17 protein-coding genes and 1 tRNA gene are annotated in these 16,157 nt (G+C 60.7%); 9 read left to right on the top strand and 9 right to left on the bottom strand.

Going from position 1 to position 16,157, the window contains the following annotated elements:
* From Q4577_RS16040 to Q4577_RS16015, 6 genes are all read right to left on the bottom strand, one after another.
* On the bottom strand, positions 1 to 913 hold a 913-nt coding region (locus Q4577_RS16040; RefSeq protein ID WP_303567627.1), incomplete at its 3' end, for an ABC transporter permease.
* Positions 914 to 1,011: 98 nt separating this feature from the next.
* Positions 1,012 to 2,571 carry an ABC transporter substrate-binding protein gene (locus Q4577_RS16035; protein WP_303470812.1) on the bottom strand — a complete coding sequence of 520 codons (1,560 nt, stop codon included), beginning with the start codon at positions 2,569 to 2,571 and terminating at the stop codon, positions 1,012 to 1,014.
* A 187-nt stretch (positions 2,572 to 2,758) separates the two neighbouring features.
* Entirely contained in the window at positions 2,759 to 3,385 is a 627-nt protein-coding gene (locus tag Q4577_RS16030; protein ID WP_303470810.1) for a class I SAM-dependent methyltransferase, read from the bottom strand.
* A gap of 12 nt (positions 3,386 to 3,397) precedes the next feature.
* Complete coding sequence (gene pssA / locus Q4577_RS16025) at positions 3,398 to 4,153, bottom strand: CDP-diacylglycerol--serine O-phosphatidyltransferase (RefSeq protein ID WP_303470822.1); 756 nt, start codon at positions 4,151 to 4,153, stop codon at positions 3,398 to 3,400.
* Positions 4,154 to 4,165: 12 nt separating this feature from the next.
* The gene (locus Q4577_RS16020) at positions 4,166 to 4,879 is read right to left on the bottom strand and encodes a phosphatidylserine decarboxylase (RefSeq protein ID WP_303470808.1); all 714 of its coding nucleotides are present in this window, start codon (positions 4,877 to 4,879) and stop codon (positions 4,166 to 4,168) included.
* A gap of 91 nt (positions 4,880 to 4,970) precedes the next feature.
* Complete coding sequence (locus Q4577_RS16015) at positions 4,971 to 5,381, bottom strand: NUDIX hydrolase (RefSeq protein ID WP_303470806.1); 411 nt, start codon at positions 5,379 to 5,381, stop codon at positions 4,971 to 4,973.
* A 64-nt stretch (positions 5,382 to 5,445) separates the two neighbouring features.
* On the opposite strand from Q4577_RS16015, the gene Q4577_RS16010 reads away from it, so the two are divergent.
* Positions 5,446 to 6,723, top strand: a complete 1,278-nt coding sequence (locus Q4577_RS16010; protein ID WP_303470804.1) for a DNA polymerase IV — start codon at positions 5,446 to 5,448, stop codon at positions 6,721 to 6,723.
* Between the two features lie 204 nt (positions 6,724 to 6,927).
* Here Q4577_RS16010 and Q4577_RS16005 read toward each other — a convergent pair whose 3' ends face one another.
* A complete protein-coding gene (locus tag Q4577_RS16005) occupies positions 6,928 to 7,788 on the bottom strand; it encodes an N-formylglutamate amidohydrolase (protein ID WP_303470802.1) in 861 nt (286 codons plus the stop codon).
* Between the two features lie 157 nt (positions 7,789 to 7,945).
* Here Q4577_RS16005 and Q4577_RS16000 point away from each other — a divergent pair.
* The 4 genes from Q4577_RS16000 (at position 7,946) to Q4577_RS15985 (ending at position 10,345) form a co-directional block, all read left to right on the top strand.
* Positions 7,946 to 8,020, top strand: a tRNA-Val gene (locus tag Q4577_RS16000).
* An 80-nt stretch (positions 8,021 to 8,100) separates the two neighbouring features.
* Positions 8,101 to 8,226 carry a type B 50S ribosomal protein L36 gene (gene ykgO / locus Q4577_RS15995; RefSeq protein ID WP_054004448.1) on the top strand — a complete coding sequence of 42 codons (126 nt, stop codon included), beginning with the start codon at positions 8,101 to 8,103 and terminating at the stop codon, positions 8,224 to 8,226.
* A 151-nt stretch (positions 8,227 to 8,377) separates the two neighbouring features.
* On the top strand, positions 8,378 to 8,935 hold the full coding sequence (locus tag Q4577_RS15990; protein WP_303567626.1) for a hypothetical protein: 558 nt from the start codon (positions 8,378 to 8,380) through the stop codon (positions 8,933 to 8,935).
* 138 nt (positions 8,936 to 9,073) lie between these two features.
* Positions 9,074 to 10,345, top strand: a complete 1,272-nt coding sequence (locus Q4577_RS15985) for a glycosyltransferase family 4 protein (protein ID WP_303470792.1) — start codon at positions 9,074 to 9,076, stop codon at positions 10,343 to 10,345.
* A gap of 269 nt (positions 10,346 to 10,614) precedes the next feature.
* Here Q4577_RS15985 and Q4577_RS15980 read toward each other — a convergent pair whose 3' ends face one another.
* Both Q4577_RS15980 and Q4577_RS15975 read right to left on the bottom strand, forming a co-directional pair.
* The gene (locus tag Q4577_RS15980; protein WP_303470790.1) at positions 10,615 to 10,950 is read right to left on the bottom strand and encodes a DUF2794 domain-containing protein; all 336 of its coding nucleotides are present in this window, start codon (positions 10,948 to 10,950) and stop codon (positions 10,615 to 10,617) included.
* A gap of 214 nt (positions 10,951 to 11,164) precedes the next feature.
* Entirely contained in the window at positions 11,165 to 12,865 is a 1,701-nt protein-coding gene (locus Q4577_RS15975) for a DNA polymerase Y family protein (protein WP_303470819.1), read from the bottom strand.
* A gap of 266 nt (positions 12,866 to 13,131) precedes the next feature.
* Here Q4577_RS15975 and Q4577_RS15970 point away from each other — a divergent pair, with 266 nt between their 5' ends.
* The 4 genes from Q4577_RS15970 to Q4577_RS15955 all read left to right on the top strand — a co-directional run bounded on the left by Q4577_RS15970 (position 13,132) and on the right by Q4577_RS15955 (position 16,151).
* Positions 13,132 to 13,581 (top strand): cytochrome c, encoded by a 450-nt coding sequence (locus tag Q4577_RS15970; RefSeq protein WP_303470788.1) that lies wholly within the window; start codon positions 13,132 to 13,134, stop codon positions 13,579 to 13,581.
* A 101-nt stretch (positions 13,582 to 13,682) separates the two neighbouring features.
* Positions 13,683 to 14,795: an S-(hydroxymethyl)glutathione dehydrogenase/class III alcohol dehydrogenase gene (locus Q4577_RS15965; RefSeq protein WP_303470786.1), complete on the top strand. Its 1,113-nt coding sequence runs from the start codon at positions 13,683 to 13,685 to the stop codon at positions 14,793 to 14,795.
* Positions 14,796 to 14,893: 98 nt separating this feature from the next.
* Positions 14,894 to 15,424: a GNAT family N-acetyltransferase gene (locus tag Q4577_RS15960; RefSeq protein ID WP_303470784.1), complete on the top strand. Its 531-nt coding sequence runs from the start codon at positions 14,894 to 14,896 to the stop codon at positions 15,422 to 15,424.
* A gap of 31 nt (positions 15,425 to 15,455) precedes the next feature.
* Positions 15,456 to 16,151 carry an NYN domain-containing protein gene (locus Q4577_RS15955; protein WP_244685054.1) on the top strand — a complete coding sequence of 232 codons (696 nt, stop codon included), beginning with the start codon at positions 15,456 to 15,458 and terminating at the stop codon, positions 16,149 to 16,151.
* Positions 16,152 to 16,157 lie beyond the last annotated feature (6 nt).

The following is a 16,157-nucleotide window of genomic DNA, read 5'->3' as shown; positions in this document are numbered from 1 at the left end:
TGGTGATGACAAAGATAAACCCGACCACAATCAGATAGGCCACGATCAGGGGGGTATCGACCCGGTTCACCGCCTCCCGGAACATCGACCCCATGCCGGGCCAGCTGAACACGGTTTCGGTCAGAATGGTATAGGCCACCATGGTGCCGATCTGGACACCGCCGACGGTGATCACCGGCAGCATGGTGTTTTTCAACGCGTGGATGAAATAGATCCGCCAGGGCGCAATGCCCTTGGCACGGGCGAAACGCACATATTCGCTTTGCAGCACATCCATCATTTCGGCCCGGATCAGCCGCACAAACAGCGGCAACATGATCGACGACAGCGCGACAGAGGGCATGATGATATGCGCCCAGCCATCGGCAGACAGGAAATTGGTGTCCCAATAGCCAAACACATGCACCGTTTCCCCCCGACCAAAGGATGGCATCCAGCCAAGCTCGACCGCAAAGAGATAGATCATCAGAATGGCGGTCAGAAAGACTGGAATGGAAATGCCGACAATCGACAGCGCCATGATCACCTTGCTGGCAATCGAATTGGGCCGGATCGCGGTATAAACCCCCAGCGGCACAGACAGGCCAACAATGATCAGCGTCGCGCCGAACACCAGCTCCATCGTGGCAGGAAACTTCTTCAGGATGACCTCAAGCGCGGGTTCCTTGAAGAAATACGACGTGCCAAGATCGCCCTGCAACGCATTGCCCAGGAATCGCATGTATTGCACCAAAAAGGGGTCGTTCAGCCCAAGGTCTTCGCGCAATTGCTGGCGCACTTCTTCGGACACCGATTGGCCCAGAAGCTCGCGCAGTGGATCGCCCAGATTGCCCTGAATGGCAAATCCGATCATGGAAATTGCCAGCATCACCGCAATGGCCTGCAAGATCCGTTTGACGAGATAAGCAAACATACCGCGTCGTCCCCCCTAGTGAATGCCTGTTTTCCGCCCGGTTCCGTTCCGGCAGAAAGAATGGGGGCGCGAATCCGCGCCCCCGGAGGTTTCCGAACTTACTCAGAGATCTTCAGATCGCCAAAGTAGGGAAAGTTCAACGCGTTGACGATGTCGCCCGCATTCATGCCGTCCTTGGCACCCCATGCGAGGTTCTGCCAATGCAGCGGGATGAACGCCGCGTCGTCATAGAGCATCTGCTCCAGCTCTTGCAGCATTTCGCCACGCTTGGCCTGATCGGTTTCGCCATTGGCCGCATCCATCAGCGCATCCGCCTCGGGGTTGCAATAATTGCCCGAGTTGTACTGACCATTGCCGGAATCTGCATCCGGGCACGCGGTCAGGAACTGGTGGAAGTTGGCCGAATCTTCGGTGTCTGCGTGCCAGCCAATCATCATCATGTCAGCCGCGCGTTCGTCGAACTTGGGCCAGTATTGGGCTTTCGGCAGGGTTTGCAGATCCACCTTGATCCCGATTTGCGACAACATCGAGGCCACAGCCTGGGCGATCTTGTCATCGTTCACATAGCGGTTGTTCGGCGCCATCATGGTGATGGAAAACCCGTCGGCATAGCCCGCTTCGGCCATCAGGGCCTTGGCTTTTTCGACGTCAAACCGGGGTTCCATGCCTTCAACGTGGCCCAGATACCCGGCTGGCGACGCCTGTGCGCCCACGGTGCCGAAGCCGCGCATGATGCGATCCACGATACCGGCGTTGTTCACGGCATAATCAATCGCCTGACGCACTTTGGGGTCTTTGAACGCCTCAACCCGTTCCTGGTTCATTTGGAACGTGATGATCCGTGTGCCCGCCATGGTGATCAGGTTGACGCCATCGGCATCTTCCAGACGTTTCAGATCGGTCGGCGGCACGGGCGCGATGAAATCCACATCACCGGACAGAAGTGCGGCAACCCGTGTCGGATCTTCCTTGATCGGGGTCAGGATGATTTCATCCACATTGCCCTCGGATGCGGTGTCCCAATAGCCGTCAAAACGTTCGAACATGACTTTGACGCCTTGCTCGCGCTCGGTCACGATGAACGGACCGGTGCCCGACAGATTGCGCGAAGCAAAGCTGTCGCCGTGCTTGACGATTTCGGCCTTGTCTTTGCCGTCGTCGGTCATGCCGGAATAAAACGCGCTGTCCATCGGGAAGATGTAGGTCGCGGTGTGCAGCACCAGCGGGAAAGGCTTGGCCGTTTTCAGGTCGATGGTGTAATCATCGACCACTTCCAGATCGGTGAAAGGTGCGAAGATCCCTTTGAAATCCGGGCTTTCCTTGACGCGGTCAAAGGTCCAGTCGAAATCCTTGGCCGTCATTTCGTTGCCGGAGTGGAATTTCACCCCTTCGCGCAGCTTGAAGCGCATGGTGGTTTCGTCGATCTGTTCCCAGCTTTCGGCCAGACGGGCCTCGAACTGAAGATCCTGGGTCCAGCGCACCAGCGGGTCAAACGCCATATGGTTCAGCTGAAGCGTGCCACCCGAAAGCTGTTCATACGGGTCAAGCGAGACCGGATCGGCGTCATAGGCCACCCGAAGGCTGTTTTCGGCCATGGCACCACCGGCAAGCGCGATGGTCAGCGCCGCACCAGCCACACAGTTTTTCAAGAAATTCATTATCATTGCTCCCTGTCTTGGATGTGCGCAGCCTATGTAGGGCGGTCCCGGAACTGCAAATGCCGGTTTTGCATATCCCTATGCGCCAACCACATGAAACCCGAAACCGGGTGGTGCGCATGGCATCGACCGGACCGCGACAGAGAGGTCAGCGGCCGGTCGGAAATCTATAAATTACCGTTTGAAATCAGCAGTTAGCGGCTTTTTGCAAGACAAGAAACGTCATCATCCGCAGCGGTGGGAATTTCTGTTGCTCGACAATTTGCAGGCTGGGTTCGCCAAGCACAGTGTCGATGCTGAAATCGGAATGCCAGCCCAGGACGTCGTAAAACCGGGCGGAAATTCGTTCCGCCACAGCAAGAATGCCAGATTCGTGGGCGAAATGATTGGTGATGATCACCTTGCCCCCCGGTTTGCAGACCCGCGCCATTTCCGCGATCACCCGCTCCGGCTCTGGCACCACCGAAACCAGATGCATGCCAACCACGGCATCAAAGGAATTGTCGGGAAATTCGATCTCGCGCGCGTCCATCTGTTTCAGCGTGACCACCTGTTTCAGGCCCAGTTCCTGCACCTTGGCGCGGGCCTTGCCCAGCATGTCATGGCTGAAATCAATGCCGGTCACTTCGATGTCGGGGCGGTAATGGCGCAGGGCCATGCCCGTGCCGACGCCAACCTCCAACACCCGGTCCCCCGGCAGGTTGTTGATATATTCAACCGACCTGCGGCGTCCGATCCGCGTGACCGCTCCAAAGGTATGATCGTAAATAGGTGCCCACCGGGCATAAGAAACTTTGACTTGGTTAGGATCCAAAGGAGCATCCCCTTATTTGGTAGTTTTCCGCATCGACCAAAAAGCCCATATCAGCCCGCCGACATAAACAATGGTGGCCACAAGCAGCGTAGCCCAAAGGTATGTGAACAATGCGACAACAGTCATGATCGCACCCAAAACCCAAAATTTTGCATTCTCGCGATAAATCGAAAGGTTCTTGAAAGAATAGGTCGGGATCTGGCTGATCATCAGCAACCCGATCAAAAGAATATAGCCCGCGACAACCGCCGGCGGCACCAGCGTCGCATCCCCGAACAGGAACGCGACATACATCGGCACCATGGCCAGGATCGCCCCCGCCGGCGACGGCACCCCGACAAAGAAATCACTGCCGGTGTCTGCGGCGGCGCGGTTGTTGACGTTGAACCGGGCCAGACGCAGCACGCAGCAGATCGAATAACACAACACCGCAATCCACCCGGCGCGGCTGAAATCCTGAAGCGCCCAAGCGTGGATGATCAGCCCCGGCGCCACGCCGAAATTGACAAAATCCGCCAGCGAATCCAGCTCCGCCCCCACCTGGCTCTGACAGCGCAACAAACGCGCCAACCGGCCATCGACCCCGTCCAGAATACAGGCCAACAGGATCAACCGCACAGCCTGTTCGAAATCGCCCTGATAGCCAAATCGGATCGCCGTCAGCCCGGCACAGATCGCCGCAAGCGTCAGAAGATTGGGCAACAGATGCACGATCGGCACGAATTTCTTCTTGTCGCGCCCCGTTTTGGACGGGTCTTCGGGTGGCATGTCCTGCATCACCTAGTCCGTCCGCGCCACACGGTCGGAATCATTGGCTGTCAGATCGGCCAGAACCGTTTCACCGGCGATCATCGTCTGGCCAAGATGCACCTGTGGCAAAACCCCGTCCGGCAGATAGACATCCAACCGCGACCCAAACCGGATCAGGCCAAACCGCGCGCCCGCGTCAATCGTGTCGCCTTCTGAAACGAAACACACAATCCGACGGGCAACCAGACCGGCAATCTGCACCACCGCGATCTGGCGACCATCCGCCATTTCGATGCACAGCGAATTGCGCTCGTTGTCAGAACTTGCCTTGTCCAGCGAGGCATTAAAGAACTTGCCCGCGCGATAAGCGATGGCCGTGATCCGACCGGGCACCGGCGCACGGTTCACGTGACAGTTGAACACGCTCATGAATACGCTGACCCGCAAAAGCGGCGCATCCGACATGCCCAGTTCCGGCGGCGGCACCGCATGTTCGATCAACGACACAATCCCATCCGCCGGGCTGACAACCAGCCCCTCGCGCACCGGGACCACCCGCTTGGGGTCACGAAAGAAGTAATAACACCAGACCGTTAACCCGACGCCGATCCAGCCCAGAATCTGGGACACCAGAAACAGCAAAACCGTGATTGCTGCAAAAATCGCCACAAACCGACGCCCTTCCGGGTGCATGGGTTTGATAAAAGTGTCTCTCATTCGCATTTTGTGTCGCTTTCGGGTCAAAAACAGTCGCGTCCTACCCCTGCGTCAGGCGGACTTCAACGGGTCATAGTCGCAGCCGGGACAACTTGCACGACAATTGCGCACGCCGCAGCTATCGCTGGTCAAGATAGGCCCGCATTTGGTCGCGAAAATGTGGCACAGCTTCGGGATGGTCGGCAAAGGTTTCCGGCGGCATCAACATCCAACCCTGGCCCTCGTTGCCAAAAACCACGTCTTTTTCGGCCTCTGCGGGCAAATGCGCCACAAAAAACACCACCCGCCCATGCGGGCGCATATAAGTCCGGCAATAGCTTAGCGCCTCTGGCGCAACCACCAATCCCACCTCTTCGCGGGTTTCGCGCAATGCACAGGATTTGGCGCTTTCGCCGCCTTCGCGCCCGCCCCCCGGCAGGTCAAGCGCATTTGGCCAGGGAATATCCGGGCGGTCATCGCGCCGGATCACCAACAGGCTGTCCCCCAGAAACAAGGCCAGCTTTGCACCAGAGAATTCAGTTTCGCCCATCTGCCCCCTCGCCCTGTGGCTGCATACCGGATATATATGGGGTGTCTGCCCTAAGAGCACCACCATGCCCGCCCTCTGCCGTGATTGTTTGCATGAATTCGCCGTCGATCCCACCTGGGGGTCGGCCAATGCCCCGCCCTGCCCGGCCTGTCGGTCGCGCCGGGTTGTGGCGCATGACGAATTGAACGATCTGACCATCGCCCATATGGATTGCGATGCGTTTTATGCCAGCGTGGAAAAACGCGATGACCCCAGCCTGGCCCATAAACCGGTGATCATCGGCGGCGGCAAACGCGGTGTGGTCTCGACCGCCTGTTATGTTGCGCGCATTCGCGGCGTGCGCTCGGCGATGCCGATGTTTCAGGCGCTGAAACTCTGCCCCGACGCGGTGGTGATCAAACCGCGCATGTCCGCCTATGTCGACGTATCCCGCGCCATCCGCGCCATGATGGATGAATTGACCCCGGTGGTGGAACCGCTCTCGCTGGACGAGGCATTTCTCGATCTGACCGGCACCCAGCGGTTGCACGGCGCGCCCCCGGCGCTGATGCTGGCGCGTATGGTGCGGCGCATGCGCACCGAATTGGGCATCACCGGATCGGTGGGTCTGGCGCATAACAAATTCCTCGCCAAGATCGCCAGCGATCTGGACAAACCGCATGGGTTTTCCGTGATCGGCCAGGCCGAGACCGAGGATTTTCTGCGCGACAAACCCGTGCGCATGATCTGGGGCGTGGGTCAGGCCGCACAGGCGGCGCTGGAAAAGGCGGGCATTCGCACCTTCAACGATCTGCGCCGCTGGGATGAACGCGACCTGACGGCCCGGTTCGGCTCGATGGGCACCCGCCTGTGGCATCTGGCGCGCGGCCAGGATCGGCGCCGGATCTCTGCCAATGCGCCGATCAAATCCATCAGCAATGAAACCACCTTTTTCGAGGACACCTCGGACCCGGATCTGCTCGACGGGCATCTTTGGCGCATGGCAGAGAAAGTCGCAGATCGCGCCAAGGCCAAGGACAAGGCCGGATTGGTGGTGACCTTGAAGCTGAAGACCGCCAAATTCCAAACCCTGACCCGGCGGCAATCCCTGCGCGATGCGACCCAGATGGCCGACACCATCTATCGCACCGCACGGGCGCTGTTCGATGGCGTGGCCGATCAGGGGGCTTATCGGCTGTTGGGCTGCGGGATTTCCCATCTGGTGTCTGCGGATGACGCCGACCGCGCCCCGGACCTTCTGGACCCCGATGCCAGCCGCCGCGCCGGGGCCGAACGCGCCACAGATGCGATTCGCGCCCGCTTTGGGCCGGATGCGATTCTCAAAGGCCGCGCTCTGCGCTAGTCTCAAGGGCCGCGCCCTGCGCTAGTTTCAAAGGCCGCGCTCTGCGCCAGGGCCAGAAACCCCATGCGCACCAGTCCCGGACCTGATCCGGGACCTCCAGCGGCCTGCGATGAGGTCCCGGATCACGTCCGGGACTCTTCAAAGCCCGTGAAAACGCCTGTGAAATCCGCGATGCTTGGGGGCAACGCGTCGTCAGCGGGCGGGCTATTCCGCCGCCAACGGCAATTCCTGCGCACCGATAGAGGCGATTTCCGCCACCACCCCACGCAACAATTTTCGAAAGGCCTGAAAATTCGCATTTGGGCGAATCGCCTGCTCATTCATGTAGAGAGAGCGATCAATCTCGATCTGAATTGCGTGCTGCTGCCGCGAAGGCCGACCATAATGCTGGGTGATATAGGCCCCGGCAAAAGGTGCATTGCGCACCACCACCAGCCCCGCCGCAACAAAGGCCATCTCGATCCGCTCAACAATCTCTTCGCTTGCCGATGCGCCAAAGCGATCGCCGATCACCACCTCGGGTCTGCGGGCCCCGGAACGGGCAATCGGTTCCAACGCCTCATGCGGCATCGAATGGCAATCCACCAGGACCGCTTCGCCGAATCGCTCATGCGCTTCGGTCAAAAGCGTCTGCACCTGCTGATGATAGGGCCGCCAATAGCGGTCAATCCGGCCCTCGGCCTCGGCCATGGTCAATTTGCCACGGTAAATATTGCGCCCGCCGGCCACCACACGCGGGATCACCCCCAGCCCGGACATCACCCGTGGATTATGCCCCGGCTTGCGCGCGCCTTCAATCAACGCCGGGTCCAGCTCCTCTGCCGCCCGATTGAGGTCGACAAAGGCCCGCGGCGCCCCCGCACATAGAAAAGGCGCACCAAATTGCGGCCCACATTCAAAAAGCCGGTCCACATAGGCGTCTTCCGACGTGCGAATCACATGTTCGTCCAATACGGTCCGCCGCAGGAAGGACCATGGATAATCCCGCCCCGAATGTGGCGAGGCAAACACCACAGGCGTCAAAACACGCTCTGGGCGGAACAGGGTAAAGGCGGTCTTGGGCAAAAGCGTCTCCCGCAAGTCATGCCACGATACTAGTCCTTTTTCTTTCCTTATCAAAAGCCCTTGATCGCCCCCGCAAACCTATTTATAGAGCCGTCTACTGGCGCGGGGTTCCGCGCCCCATTCTTTTATGGGGCTCTCCGTCAGTGCGAGGTTTCTCGGGTGATTAGCTCAGCGGTAGAGCACTTCGTTGACATCGAAGGGGTCACTGGTTCGATCCCAGTATCGCCCACCATTTCACCGCTCTGGCCATGTTGGCCAGAGCAAAACAACAACCCAGGCGCGCCCACGCGCCGCGTAGAAGGAGAGACTGACATGAAGGTCAAGAACTCGCTCCGCTCGCTCAAGAATCGGCACCGCGATTGCCGCATTGTGCGCCGCAAGGGCCGTGTCTATGTGATCAACAAGACACAACGGCGGTTCAAAGCCCGCCAGGGCTGAACGCTGACAGCGACTTGAATTCGAAAGGGCCGTGCATTCTTGCGCGGCCTTTTCTTTTGGGCGAACATCCTGCCCCCCAATCCGGCCCCGGCCCGCCCCCAACCGCGCCCCAAGGCTGACGCAGAATGCCACTTGTGATATGATGGCAACATTGGATCACGCCGGGGGGACGTCGATGTTTGATGTAGAAAGATTCGTTTCCGACTGCTGCGACGCCGTTGAAAATGACCCAACCCACACCTCCGCCGCCGAAGTGATGCGGCGTGCCATGGCCGATCCTGCCGCCGTGATGGCCGCCCTGGGCGAGCCGACAGAACCGGGAATCACCGCGCTTTATCAGTCCGACAATCTGACCATCGTGAACCTCGCGTGGAAGCCTACGGTGATGATTCCGCCCCACAACCACGAAATGTGGGCCGTGATCGGCATTTATGGCGGACGAGAGGACAATATCTTCTGGCGGCGAATCAAGGACCATCCCCAGGGATTGATCGAAGCGGCGGGGGCCCGGTCGCTGACAACCGGCGATGTCTGCCCTATGGGGCCGGACATCATCCATTCCGTCAGCAACCCGATTCCACGGCTCACCGCCGCGCTGCATATCTATGGCGGTGATTTCTTTGAGGCCGAAAGAAGCGAGTGGGAACCAGAAGGCCTGACCGAACAGCAACTCGACATGGCCGCCGTTCGGGCACGATTCTCGAAATAGGGCGCGCGCTTGCCGCGCCGTGATCGGCGCCGCCGTCCGATCAACGGCCGGTCCGCGCGCCATCCTGACCAGACATGCGCGGCCGATGCTTGTCCGACCCGCAATGCCGCCCTATAGTCACGGCAAAACAATCGGGCAATGACAGGCGTGACGAAGTACCTTTTAATTCATCAGAATTTTCCCGGCCAATACAAACATCTTGCCCCGGCTCTGGCCGCACGCGGCGATCAGGTTGTCGCCCTGACCCCAAAGGTCGACAAACCGACCCAATGGAACGGCGTCACCATCGTCCCCTACAAGATCAACGGTAACCCGGCCAAGGGCCAACATCCCTGGCTGCAGGATTTTGAAACCAAGGTGATTCGCGGCCAAAGCTGTTACACCGCCGCCCTTGCCCTGAAAGCACGCGGCTTTTCACCCGATGTCATCCTGGCGCATCACGGCTGGGGCGAAAGCCTGTTTCTCAAAGACGTCTGGCCAGAGGCCCGCCTGGGGCTTTACTGCGAATTATACCACACCGCCGAATATCCCTTTGTCGGGTTCGACCCGGAATTCACCGGCACCTCGCCGGCCACCGATGCCCTGCGCTTGCGGTTCAAGAACCTCAACAACCGGTTGCACTTCGAGGTCGGCGATGCCGGCATCAGCCCGACGGCATTTCAGGCCGACACCTTCCCGCCCGACATGCGCGCCCGCATTTCCGTGATCCACGATGGGATCGACACCGATTACGTCACCGCCGATAGCAATGCACAGCTGGACGTTGGCAATGGCCAGACCCTGACGCGCGACGTCGAGGTGATTACCTTCATCAACCGCAACCTCGAACCCTATCGCGGCTATCACATCTTCATGCGTGCCCTGCCCGACCTGCTGCGGCGGCGGCCCAAGGCCCAGATCGTGCTGATCGGCGGCGACCAGGTCAGCTACGGGGCCAAGGCCCCGGATGGCAAAAGCTGGAAACAGGTCTTCATCGACGAGGTCCGCGATCAAATCCCCGATGCCGATTGGGCGCGGGTGCATTTCCTCGGCCGGGTGCCCTATGGTGTCTTTCTCTCCTTCATGCGGGTCAGCCGGGCACATGTCTATCTGACCTATCCCTTTGTACTCAGCTGGTCGCTGCTCGAAGCGATGAGCGCAGGCGCACCAATTGTCGCCAGCGACACCGCCCCGGTGCGCGAGGTTCTGACTGACGGCGACACCGGCCTGTTGGTGGATTTCTTCGACCGCACAGCCCTGGTCGACAAGGTCTGTACCCTGCTGGATGACGCCGATTTGCGCGATCACCTGCGCCGCAATGCCCGTGCCCATGTGGTGGCGCATTATGATTTGAAACGGATAAGCCTGCCAAAACAACTGGCCTGGGTAGACAGCCTGATGCAGCTGAAACCGCGCGCACCGCAGGTGTAATTCCCGCCAATGCTCCCCACTGATGCTCCCCGCCGTTGCCTCACCTGTGCCTCGCCAACCTGCAGGCGTTCCTCCGGCCTTCATCTGACCAAAAATATCCCGGGGGTGAGGCCAAAGGCCGAGGGGGCCGGCCCCCTCCCTGCATACCCCCTGCTGCATATGTGGAGGCCGTATTGTTCGGGCCGTTTTATTCGGGCCCAGTTTCCAGAACAGGTTTGTTCAGGCGGATCTCTCATGCCATATTCTCAGACCACAGGCCCAGGTCGGCCCTATTCAACCACACGGATCAATTTCCGCTCCAGCACCCGCAACACCGATTTCAGATCATGACCGCGCTTCAGCACCTGACCGTCGATGCCAATCACCGCATACATGCCCTGACGGTTCCGCAGCTTGGGGCGTTTCTCGATCCGGTACAGCGGATTTTCCGCAGTGCGCTTGAACACGGAAAACACCGCCACATCGCGCAGCATGGAAATCCCATAGTCTCGCCATTCACCCGCCGCCACCATGCGACCATACAGCGACAGGATGACCGACAGCTCGGGGCGTTGAAACGCCACCACATCCGACCCGGACGCGGGAAAGGGGGAAAAACTATTCATAGGGTAAAGATTTGCGCGGTTTCTCCGGCAAATCAACCAGCAAATCAAACGGTCCGGCACAACGCCTCTGCCCCCTGCGGTCCATGGGCGCATCACCGTCGCGGGCACCGCGCGGCAAAGACACGCAAAATAAATGTTTGTTAACAGATATTTACGCCTTACCCATGGATAAGATCCGCGCCACCTCGCGGCCGATCCGCGCCATCCTGCGACGTCATGCGAAACTGCCCTGACAGAACCATCCCGCCGACATCGCCCCGCCATGGGCAAAAAATAACCAAAGCTGATCCCCCTCGCCACAGGTCACACGCCAGTAATCACGCTGGCCCGACCGCCAAGCCGGGTCATCCAGCCACCATTCCGGGGAAATACGCTCCGGTCCCGCCGCCGCCACAAGGGTCAACGCCCGCCCCCGCCAACGGAACCGCGCCGACAGGCGTGGCACCACCGGCGCCTGCACCGGTTCAGGTTGCCACAACAGCAACGGCCGGGGCCGCGCCGGGGCGGGCCAATCTGCGGCAGGCTCGGACCAGGCGGCCGCCAGCACCAGTTCGGTCTTTTCCGGGATATGGCTGTCGCCGGGGTGGCGACGGGTGATCGCCTCCATGCCGACCCGCGCGCCCAGCCGCCCGATCAGATCATCCAGACTGGTATTCGCCGCCAGCCGCGCATTCACCGCCGCCCCCGCCGCCAGATGCCCCACCGGCGTGCGCATCGCCAGCGGCTCGACCTGCACCGCCTCCAGCCGCAGCATGTCGATGCCAAAACCGGCGTCAATCTCATGCACTTTCATCGCCAGCAGCGGGCGCAGGCGTTCGGGGTCATATGAGGCACGCGCCAGCCGCACCTCAAGCGTCTGCATGGTGTGATCACTGCGAAAGGCCTGCAACCGAAGGGTGCGCGCGCCCATGCCCTTGTCCTGCAAAAGCACCGACAGGCGTGGCAACAGCCGGTCCAGCCCGGCCAGTACGTCCTCTTCCAGCCCGATCGGATCCGGCAGGGTCATGCGCACCGCAAACCGGGGCGGCGGGGCGGCGGGGGAAATCGGCTCTGGCACCGCGCCAAAGGCCTGATCCAGACGCAGCACCAGCCCCTTGCCGAACCGCCGCGCCAGTGCCGCCCGCGGCTGTCCCGCCAGATCGCCGATATTGCGCAGGCCCAGCCGCGCCAGCTGGGCCGCCGTGTCCCCATCCAGCCGCAGCGCCGCCACCGGAAGGGCGGCCAGCGCACTGCGGTTCTGGCCGGGGGGGGCGATCGTTCCGGCGGGGATTTCCGTCCCTCGTCCTGTTCCCTGTCCTGTTCCCTGTCCCGTCGGGGCCGCCCCGCCGCGTTCCCAATGCCGCCGCTTGGCCGCGCGCGACCGGGTGGCGCGGGCCTCCTGGTCGATGTCATCGCCGGACCGTGTATGCACCCCGCCCTGCCCCGCCCCCCGCCCGGCGTATCGCGCCAGCGCCCAGGCCCCGCCGCGACTGTCGGCAAGGCCATGCCGCACGCTGATCCCCATATCGTGACAGTCCTGTGCAACCTGACGACAAAGCCCCGCCTCACCGCCAAACAGATGGCTGCAACCGGTCACATCCAACATCAGCCCCTCGTCCCCATCCAGCGCGACCCAGGGGCTGAACTTGCCCGCCCAACGCATCAAGGCCGCCAGGAACGCCGCCTCGGCCTGCGGATTGCGCCGCAATGTGCGCAGGTTGGCGCTGACCGCGTGGGCATCGCGCAGCGGCTGGCCGCAATAAAGCCCGACCGCCGAGCCCGCATCCGACACGGAGGACAGGATCTGGGCATTGCCCACATCCTCGACCACGGCAAAGGGCATCTCTTGCAAGGCAGCATCGCCGCGCGCCTGTCGCAACAGGCGTTCGGCCCCAAGCCGGGGAAACCAGAGAGAGAGGAGGCGACGGTGCGGCATGACGGCGATAGATTTGTTCACTTTATGTTCTCACCAATATCAGGGGCAGATTGGAGAGTCGAGTTCCCAGCCCGGGCGGCACGCGTTTTTGGTTTGTGATGTCGCCGCGCCTGCGCGCGCCGACAGGCTGGGGGGCCAGCCCCCCAGACCCCCCGGGATATTTTTGAACAGAAGAAGGGGAACGGTATCTTTTCCGTGCCGCCGGTTGCGGAGCCGCTGGCAATTTGCGAGTCTTGCGCAGACAGAAACATCTGGAGCCTTTGCACATGCGCCGCCAAATTCCCTGCCTGATTTTATGCGCGCTTGTCGGCGGAACACTTGCCGGCATGGCGCTGGCCCATAGCGGGGTCAAGGATCGCCACGTCAAGGCGCGGATGCACGGCATGTCGGAAATGGCGCGCAGTGTTGGCACGTTGGCAGATATGGCGCGTGGCAAAACCGAATTTGACGCCGACAAGGCGAAAACCGCCCGCGCCGCGCTTTTGCAACATGCCGCCGAGATCCCGGAGGTTTTTGAAACCAAGGCCAGTGATCCCAAATCCGAAGCCCGGCCCAAAATCTGGCGGGACTGGAACGATTTCGCCGCCCAGGCCATGGCCCTGGAAACCGCGATCACCGCCCTGGATGTGACCAATGTCGACATGCTGCGCGCCGGGATCGGCCCGATCGGGCGGGCCTGTGGTGCCTGCCATATGAACTTTCGTCTGGAAAAATAGCCGCATAAACATCTGACGCCGAACTGTGACTTGCAGCCGGATCGGGTTTCCCGCAGGTTCGCAGCGACATTTTGACGAGACAGCCCTGGAAAGGAAAACACATGCGCACACGAGCTGCGGTTGCTTTGGAAGCGGGCAAACCCCTGGAAGTCATGGAAGTGAACCTCGAAGGGCCGAAGGCAGGTGAGGTTCTGGTCGAGATCAAGGCCACCGGTCTTTGCCACACCGATGAATTCACCCGGTCCGGGGCCGACCCCGAAGGCGCCTTTCCGGCGATTTTGGGCCACGAGGGGGCCGGTGTTGTGCTTGAGGTTGGAGCCGGTGTCACCAGTCTGAAACCGGGCGATCATGTCATTCCGCTTTACACGCCGGAATGCCGCGAATGCGAATATTGTCTGAACCCGAAGACCAACCTGTGTCAGGCGATCCGCACGACACAAGGCGCGGGCGTAATGCCCGATGGCACATCGCGGTTCTCCATGCTCGATGGCACGCCGATCCTGCATTACATGGGCTGTTCGACATTTGCCAATCACACGGTTTTGCCGGAAATCGCATTGGCCAAGATCCGCAAGGATGCGCCGTTTGACAAGGTTTGTTACATCGGTTGTGGCGTGACCACCGGCATTGGTGCGGTGATCAACACCGCCAAGGTGGAAATCGGCTCCCGCGCCATTGTCTTTGGTCTGGGCGGGATTGGTCTGAACGTGCTTCAGGGGTTGCGCCTGGCTGGCGCCGACCAGATTGTCGGGGTTGATCTGAACGACGACAAGGTCGACATGGCCACCCGTTTCGGCATGACCGATTTCGTCAACCCGTCCAAGGTCGAGGGCGATCTGGTGGCGCATCTGGTCGAATTGACCAAAGGCGGCGCGGATTACACATTTGATGCCACCGGCAATGTCGGCGTGATGCGCACGGCGCTGGAGGCCGCGCACAAGGGGTGGGGTGAATCGATCATCATCGGCGTGGCCCCGGCCGGCGCCGAGATTTCGACCCGTCCCTTCCAGCTTGTGACAGGCCGGGTCTGGCGTGGCACGGCGTTTGGCGGCGCACGCGGGCGCACCGATGTGCCGAAAATTGTCGATTGGTACATGGATGGCAAGATCGAGATTGATCCGATGATCACCCATAAACTGTCGCTGGATGACATCAACGAAGGTTTTGAGTTGATGCATGCGGGCAAATCCATCCGCGCGGTTGTGGAATTCTAAGGCACCTGCGCGGGCCATCCTTTGCGGCGGACTGATCCGGCCCGGTGGCAGCATGGCAATGCTGTTCACCGGGCCGGACGCGTAGAGGGTGCGGAAAGATGCGTATTTGGAAAGAAGAGAAGCAAGGGTCGAGCATGGGGCTGAGTTTTCGAGAAGCGCGCCGCGGTGCGGATGATGCCGTGGTCTGGGCCATTATTCGGCCCGCGGTGGAAAGCGGCGAGACCTTTTGTGCCGATCCGCAGGGCGGCATGGCCGGGGGCCTGGCCTATTTCTGGCCAGAGACCGCGCGGGTCTGGATTGCCGAGGAAGATGGCAGCGCATTGGGCTGTTTTTATGTGCGGGCGAACCAGACCGGCGGCGGGCGACATGTCTGTAATGCCGGTTATTGCACCAGCCCCGCCGCCGCAGGCAAAGGCGTGGCGCGGGCCATGCTGGCGGCATCGCTGGACGAGGCCCGCCAACAGGGATTTCGCGCCATGCAATACAATTTTGTCGTGGCGACCAATTCCCGCGCCATTGCCACGTGGGAGCGGGCCGGATTTGACGTTGTGGGCCGCTTGCCCGGGGCTTTTTGCCATCCGACCGAAGGGTATGTTGATGCTTTGGTGATGTACCGGTCTTTGGTTTGACCTCTGGTGCGGTTGCCGCCATGGTGCCCGCATGAGAGAACAAACAAACCTGCTGGCTGTCCTGATCGACGCCGATAACACATCCCCGAAATATACCAAGGCGATCTTTGACGAGATCGCCACATTGGGCGAAGCCAGTGTGCGGCGCTGCTATGGTGATTTTTCATCGCAACAGATGGCAGGGTGGAGCCGGGTGCAGGCCGAATTCGGGCTGGTGCCGCACCATCAACCCGCCAATACCGTCGGCAAGAACGCCAGTGACATCGCGCTGGTGATTGATGCGATGGATCTGTTGCATTCCGGGCGGTTTGACGGATTTGTGCTGGTATCATCGGACAGCGATTTCACCCGATTGGCCAGCCGGGTGCGCGAACAGGGGCTGGATGTGTACGGCATGGGTCAGCGCAAGACGCCGGATGCGTTTCGCAAGGCCTGCAAGCGGTTCATTTTTCTGGAAAACATCGGCGAAGATGAGGTGCGCGAAGCGCCCAGCACCCGATCGCTGGAAGAGGCCCGCAATCTGATCTTCAAGGCGATGGAGGGGATCGAACAGGGCGACGAATGGTACACCCTTGGCCAGATCGGCCAATTCATCATCGCCGCCAACCCGGATTTCGACACCCGCAGCTATGGCCAGCGCAAGCTGAGTGATCTGGTGGCGAAATTGAAGGTGTTTGAAACCCGCAAGGGGGCGGGCAATCAGCTTTTGGTGCGGCGGGTTGATTGATCCGGG

The sequence above is a fragment of the Marinovum sp. 2_MG-2023 genome (assembly GCF_030548265.1).
Classification (GTDB): Bacteria; Pseudomonadota; Alphaproteobacteria; order Rhodobacterales; family Rhodobacteraceae; genus Marinovum.
Note: the sequence above shows the minus strand (reverse complement) of the source record. Positions and strands in the feature narration are given on the sequence as shown.